This is a genomic window from Candidatus Desulfatibia sp., assembly GCF_036446775.1.
GTDB lineage: Bacteria > Desulfobacterota > Desulfobacteria > Desulfobacterales > UBA11574 > Desulfatibia_A.
On record NZ_JAZFTO010000176.1, the window covers coordinates 1 to 6,424 of the forward strand.

General features: G+C 47.6%; 5 protein-coding genes. 3 read left to right on the top strand and 2 right to left on the bottom strand.

What is annotated here, in order from left to right; translation table 11 throughout:
* Positions 1 to 1,786, bottom strand: a 1,786-nt coding sequence (locus V3S16_RS08695; protein ID WP_413884289.1) for a HEAT repeat domain-containing protein, incomplete at its 3' end; no start/stop codon positions are given.
* 499 nt (positions 1,787 to 2,285) lie between these two features.
* On the opposite strand from V3S16_RS08695, the gene V3S16_RS08700 reads away from it, so the two are divergent.
* From V3S16_RS08700 to V3S16_RS08710, 3 genes are all read left to right on the top strand, one after another.
* A complete protein-coding gene (locus V3S16_RS08700; protein ID WP_413884290.1) occupies positions 2,286 to 4,913 on the top strand; it encodes a DNA internalization-related competence protein ComEC/Rec2 in 2,628 nt (875 codons plus the stop codon).
* A 196-nt stretch (positions 4,914 to 5,109) separates the two neighbouring features.
* Positions 5,110 to 5,376, top strand: coding sequence for a type II toxin-antitoxin system Phd/YefM family antitoxin (locus V3S16_RS08705; RefSeq protein WP_413884291.1), 267 nt, complete (start codon positions 5,110 to 5,112; stop codon positions 5,374 to 5,376).
* Between the two features lie 114 nt (positions 5,377 to 5,490).
* A complete protein-coding gene (locus V3S16_RS08710; RefSeq protein ID WP_413884292.1) occupies positions 5,491 to 5,883 on the top strand; it encodes a type II toxin-antitoxin system VapC family toxin in 393 nt (130 codons plus the stop codon).
* Between the two features lie 91 nt (positions 5,884 to 5,974).
* Here the strand turns inward: V3S16_RS08710 and V3S16_RS08715 are convergent, their stop codons facing one another.
* Positions 5,975 to 6,325: a nucleotidyltransferase domain-containing protein gene (locus V3S16_RS08715; RefSeq protein WP_413884293.1), complete on the bottom strand. Its 351-nt coding sequence runs from the start codon at positions 6,323 to 6,325 to the stop codon at positions 5,975 to 5,977.
* Positions 6,326 to 6,424 lie beyond the last annotated feature (99 nt).

Here is a 6,424-nt window from a genome sequence, read left to right on the forward strand (position 1 = left end):
AGCGGATATTCCAATCAGTCAAAGCCCCTACCAGGGAAGGGATGGCCTGCTTATCGCCTATCCGGCCTAAAAGGGTCGCTGCTTTATTGCGCACCCAACCTGATTCATGATGCAGTCTAACAGCCAAGGACCCAACCGCCGGAGCACCAATTTTAACCAGTACTTCTGCGGCCGCATTCTCTATATCCGGGTCTTCATTCTTCCAGGAAACAATCAGAGGCTCGACCGCCTCAGCTCCGATGTTTACTAATACTTCAGCAGCCATGTTTTTTATATCCGGATTGTCGGCATTAAGCATAGAGATCAAAGGCAAAACAGCTGGAACACTAATTTTTTCAAGTATTGCGGCGGCAGAGTTTTTTAAATCCTGATCATCATTATCAAGAACAGCGATCAAAGGCTCGACCGCCTCAGCACCGATCTTTATCAGCGCCTTAGTTGCTGAAGCTTTCAAATCTGCGTCTTTATCCGTCAGCTTCAAAATCAGAGGTTGGGCGGCTCTCCCATCACCGATCAGACCCAGGGCCGCCATCGCCGACATCTGCACCGGTGCACGTTGATCCTGTAACAGAGCGATCAAAGGCTCGACCGCCCTTTTATCTTTGATTCTACCTAAAAACCCTGTTGCTCGACGCACATCATCCGTGTCGTTTTGATTTAGTTTGGCAATCAGGGACTCGACGGCCGCAGGGCCGGTTTTTACAAGCTGTGATGCTGCTGATCTTCGTACCGCCATGGAAATATCATCGAGCCCCAAAATGAGAGCCTGGGCAGCCAAATTGCCGTTTATTTTGCCAAGCGCTTTGACGGTTTCCAGCCGCACTACCTCCGATTTATGGCTCAGCAAAACTCCGAGCGGCTCTACGGCCCGCTGATCTTCTATGCGGCCAAGCACGGCAGCCGCTCTCCAGGCAACCTCCGGGTCGTTGTCTTGCAGTGCTGTAATCAAGGGTTCCATGGAATGGGGACGGTAAATAAACAGAGTCTGGGCCGCTTCATACTGTACAACCTGATTTTCATCCTTCAGAACAGCAATCAACAGTGGAATTACTTGTTGATCGCGCATTAGGCTGAAGGCAGTATCGGCTTCCTGTTCCAGTGAGCTTATCAAGGGAACAGCAATCAATTCCTCGATGACATAGGGGTGGTAAATAAACGGTGTTTGGTCTGCTTGATACTGTACAAATTGGCTTTCATCTTTCAAAATAGCAATGCTCGGCGAAATCGCCTTGGGATTGCCAAACGAGCCCAACGCAGCAGCGGCTGCCGTGCGTACCTTGTCTGAAGTATGCTCCAGTAAGCGCATCAGCGGTTCGGTGGCCTGCCTGTCACCAATTTTACCAAGAACTGCTACTGCTCTTTGCACGAAATTCGAATCGTTGTCTTTTAGTGCGGTAATTAAAGGCTCAACAGCTGGTCGATCGAATTTTATCAAGGCCTCCGCCGCTTTATATCGGACAAGAGGGGCCTCTGCCCGGAGTGCGGCAATCAGGGGGGGAATCGCCCGCTTGTCGCCGATTTGGGCCAGCCCTTCCATGGCTCTGCTCACCACATTTGGGTCATTATCCTTGAGCGCGGCAATTAAAGGCGCAACCACCTGTGTATCATTGATGTCGGCCAGCGCCCCAGTGGCTAAATAACGCACGGTAGGATGAGGATCTTGCATCTTGTCAATTTCTTGCTCTAATTTTGACCTGCATCCCATAGGCACGAACAGGTACAAGAAAATCACCAAGATAAAATACAATGTGATCTTGCGGGAATACGAAAAATGAAATCTATCCAATATGTTGTCCACCCTATAAGTAACTTCTCAATAAGTTAGGGTTTAGAAAATCGCCGGGCTTCAGAAAACCCTGAAGCCCTTTTCCCCGAGGTTATTGAGAAGTTGCCCCTATAACAGGAATATTAGTAAACAGTTATTACACAGTTTTTAGCTGGATAGTATAGAAACTTTCTATTGTTAAGTCCACCGAAGGCGGACGTTATGTAAAATCGCCCGGCGCTTTTATAATATGATCAAACTAACAGATAAATGAAGCCTAAGTCAATTTTGTGTTTTGTTTGCAATATTGGAACAATAAAATGCACAAAAAGATGTGCGAATGCACAATTTTCTGTGCAAAAGATAACCTTTTTGGGTTCCCGCCCGGTTAGTTCCATCATTTCCACTTCCTTAAAAAGTCGCTCGCAACAACCTGGAATTAAAGGCCTACGCCTGCCAACCCTATAGAATAATATCGTGGCAGCCGGGTATGGCACAGAATTTGAAACCGAAAGACTGCATGTCTGATACGATTTATTTCCGTCCGGTTATTCCCCTGCTGTTAGCGTTCATCGCCGGTATTGCTCTGGGTTCTTGGATTCCGGGGTATAGGCTCCCGGCCGGTTTTATAATTTCACTGTGCGTCGTCTTAATTCTTTGGTTGATTTTAAAACAAAAAGCCGTATTGATTTTACCGCTGGTCCTTTTTGCGGCCGTCGGCTATCTCGCCATCCAGCCATGGTTGACTCCCAAGTTTCCCTCCCATCATGTTGTTCATTTTCGTGACACACATCCCTGGGAAATTGTTGGTGTTATCGATAACAGGCCTGTTGCAGCTCGAAGTCGGCTCAAATTTATTTTACGAACAGAAACCCTGGGTGCCAAGAAAGCCTCTTTTGCGGTTACAGGCAAAATCCGGGTCACAGTATCCGGCAAAATACCCAGGCTTTTCAGAGGAGACCGCGTCGCTCTGGTCAGTAAAATAAGATCGATACGGAACTTTAAAAATCCCGGAGGATTCGATTACAAACGCTACATGGCCTTCAAAGGAGTTCGGGCAAGCGCCTATGTTGCGGGAAAACGCCTCACCATACGCAAAAGGCATACAGAAAAAGGGCTTGAACGGTTAATAGACGACGCCCGCGGCAGCATTTCCGGTCTGATCGAAAAGAGCGGGTCAACGGAATCGAAAGGGATATTAAAAGCCCTTATTATCGGCGACAGAGGCTCGATTTCACCTGATTTACGGGAAGCCTTCAACCGGGCCGGCGTCGGTCATCTGCTGGCCATTTCCGGGCTTCATATCGGCATCGTTGCCACCGGGGCGTTTCTATGCCTGGCCTGGCTGCTGGCGTATTGCAAGCCTTTACTGTGGCACGCCTGGAGCAAAAAGGCGGCCGTGATTTTATCTATGATTCCGGTGTTTGCCTATGGTCTGCTGGCAGGGATGTCACCGTCAACGCAGCGGGCGGTTATCATGGTTACCATTTTTCTGCTGACGTTTTTGTTTGAACGCGAACACGATCTGGTAAACACGCTGGCACTGGCAGCCATGCTGATTTTGATTATTGATCCGCCGGCGCTGTTTTCAATTTCATTTCAGCTTTCTTTTGCGGCAGTGCTTGTAATCATATACGGCCTGTCCTGCGTACCCAATCCCTGGCTATCCGATCAAAACAGAATGCCAAAACCAAAGTTTTTGCTGATTAAGCAAAAGCTGTTTTCCTTTTTTGCAGCTTCGTTTTTTGCTATCACCGGCACCATGCCTCTGCTCATGCTTTATTTTAACCAGGTTTCGCTGGCGGGATTTTTTGTAAATATTATTATCGTTCCCCTGGTCGGTTTTATGGTTGTTCCCTTGGGGTTGCTGGCCGTGTTTTTATATCCGCTTAGCGTTCCCGGGGCTTCTGTTTTTCTTAAGGCCGGCGCCGCAGTGTTGTCGCCGGCCCTTGGAATAGTAAAATTTTTTGCCGGACTGCCTTATGCGGCCGTCAAGACCGTAACACCCACCTATTTTGAGATCGGCCTGTATTATTTGTTGCTTTGGGCGCTGTTAAACCTGAGACGCACTCGGACGACATTAGCAGCAGAACAAGATTGGCCGGATGCAGAGGAGAAAACGCTAAGAATATTTCTGGGAAAAGAACTGTTTCGTACAACTGCCAGACACAAGATAGCCCGCATAATCGTGGCGGTCGTCATTATAGCCGCTATCGCCGATACGTTCTACTGGCTAAACAAGCGGTTTTGGCATGACGATCTTAGGGTGACGGTTATCGATGTCGGTCACGGCAGCAGCGCCCTGCTGGAACTGCCGGGCGGGTATAATATTATGATCGACGGGGGCGGTTTTTCCGACAATACGATTTTCGACATGGGTGCCCGCATTGTAGCCCCGCTGCTGTGGCGCAAAAAGATTAAAAGCGTTGAGACCCTCATTCTTTCTCATCCCAACAGCGATCATTTAAACGGGTTGATTTATATTGCCGAACATTTTGATGTTAAAGAGGTCTGGACAAACAGCCAGACTGCAGGCACTATTGGATATGACAAGTTTATGAAAACGATTGAAAAAAACAACATACGCCTGCCCGCCTTCAAAACCTTGCCCCGTTTTAAAGAAATCAACGGCGTCCGTCTTGACATCCTTTACCCGCCGGTTGATTTTGCGGACAAAAGCAAACGACAATGGTGGCGCAACCTTAATAATAATTCTCTGGTGCTCAAGGTTACTTTAGGGTCGAAATCGTTTCTGTTTCCGGGTGACATCAAGGCCCGCGCCGAAACCGAACTGATTGCTAATGCCGGGAATCATCTGTCAAGCACGATTCTTTTAGCACCGCATCACGGCAGCAAAACATCAAGCAGCGGAGTTTTTTTAGACAGGGTCAACCCCGCAGTCGTCATCATTTCCTCGGGCTGGAAAAGCAGGTTCGGATTTCCCCATCAGCCGGTCTTGGATCGCTACAAGCAACGGGGAGCGCGCATATTCGAAACCGCCCGCCACGGCGCCGTCACTATGACAACGGACGGCCGCTCAATTACTATCAGGCCTGTGATAAGCTTACCTGGGTTGAGGGTTCAACGTTCAGGGTTCCGGGTTGATGAGCCCTATCAGGCGAAATCCAAAAGAGTTACGCCTCCGTAGAGGCGGCAAGTAATTTTCGCCCAATGGGTGAAAGAGACCAAACCGGGCATTGAGTTGTAACGTTGAGTAATGTCAAGATGTTACAACCCTTGAACCTAGAACTCTGAACCTATAACCGATCAGTTTAGGGTCTACATAGGCAGCTTATGCCCTCTCGAGACGGTCTCCTTCTCCCTGCGGGTAAAAGCCGCTTGACATGGCCATGAAGATGGCCTATTTTGTGGTTATGAAAGTTGCCAACATTGCAGAGTTTAAAAATAATTTGAGCAAAATCCTTGCCCTTGTGGAGCATGGAGAGGTGGTTGAAATTCGCAAACGCAATGTTCCCGTCGCCCATCTGGTTCCTATCGACTCCAAAGAGAGATGGAACCGGACCAAGCTAGGTTGTGGCAGGGGAAGCGTTCAAGTCAAAACCGATTTGACGGAACCCTTAATCCCTGAAGGGAATTGGGAGATGCTGTAGGCGTTCACAGGTTCAGGGTTGTTTTTTTTGTTAACCTTTACTAACTATCCTCGAATTTTGAACCCTGAACCTTTGAACCCTGAACCTTTGAACCCTGAACCTGGAACACTTACCGTGAAGCTTCTTCTGGACACCTGTTGCATTATCTGGGCTGTTTCCGATCCCGAATCACTCTCCGAAACAGCCGTTACCCTGCTTCAGGCACGGGATTCAGAGATATTTGTTTCTCCCATAAGCGTAGCAGAGATCGCGTGTGCATCAGAACGCGGCCGCATTGAACTTAACCGGCATTGGAAAACATGGTTCAGATACTACCTTGAACTGAACCAATGGCAGGTAGAACCTATTGATCTCGCCATTATGGAAGAGGCCTATTCCCTTCCGGAAGAGTTTCATACAGATCCGGCTGATCGCATCATTACGGCTACAGCGAGATTGAAAAATTACACGCTTCTGACAGCAGACGAAAAGATGCTCTCCTACCCCCATGTAAATACAGCCTGGTAAGAATTGACTATTTTCGATTGAACCTGCCCGCCATCCGGCAGGCGGGGATTGACTATTAATCCATCATTGTCGAAAATTGGAGCTAATTAACTCAATAGCTCCTTCCATTATCCATTCCGTGATCAGTGCGCTCATATAGTACCTTGCCGTTTTCCAGGATATCTTTGAGAAAGAAATCTCCCTCGGCCAGCCTGTAATTTACATCAGAAGGTCTGCGAACAATTAGGTCTAAAGGAAAATTTCTTCTAATTTCTCTGCGAATATTAAACGCCTGATGTTGGGGACGCCCGTCAAAATCCATGATCACCAGCAAGTCCACATCACTGTCTGGTGATTCCAAGCTATTTGCATACGAGCCGAACAGGATAACACGGTGTGGATCAAATTTGTGGACAACTTTATTCACAAATTTTTCGATTTCAGTATACGTAACCTTTTCCATGGAATTCACAAGCGATATATTTTGTTTTAAGAGCAGATTAAACTATGGCAACCTATTTTAATTTTAGATAAATACTATCATATATCGATTTTAACAGCA

What these genes read in the sequence shown, in the direction of transcription:
- V3S16_RS08700 (WP_413884290.1), top strand. Translation starts at nt 2,286, where the DNA reads ATGTCTGATACGATTTATTTCCGTCCGGTTATTCCCCTGCTGTTAGCG.
- V3S16_RS08705 (WP_413884291.1), top strand. Translation starts at nt 5,110, where the DNA reads ATGGCCATGAAGATGGCCTATTTTGTGGTTATGAAAGTTGCCAACATT.
- V3S16_RS08715 (WP_413884293.1), bottom strand. Translation starts at nt 6,325, where the DNA reads ATGGAAAAGGTTACGTATACTGAAATCGAAAAATTTGTGAATAAAGTT.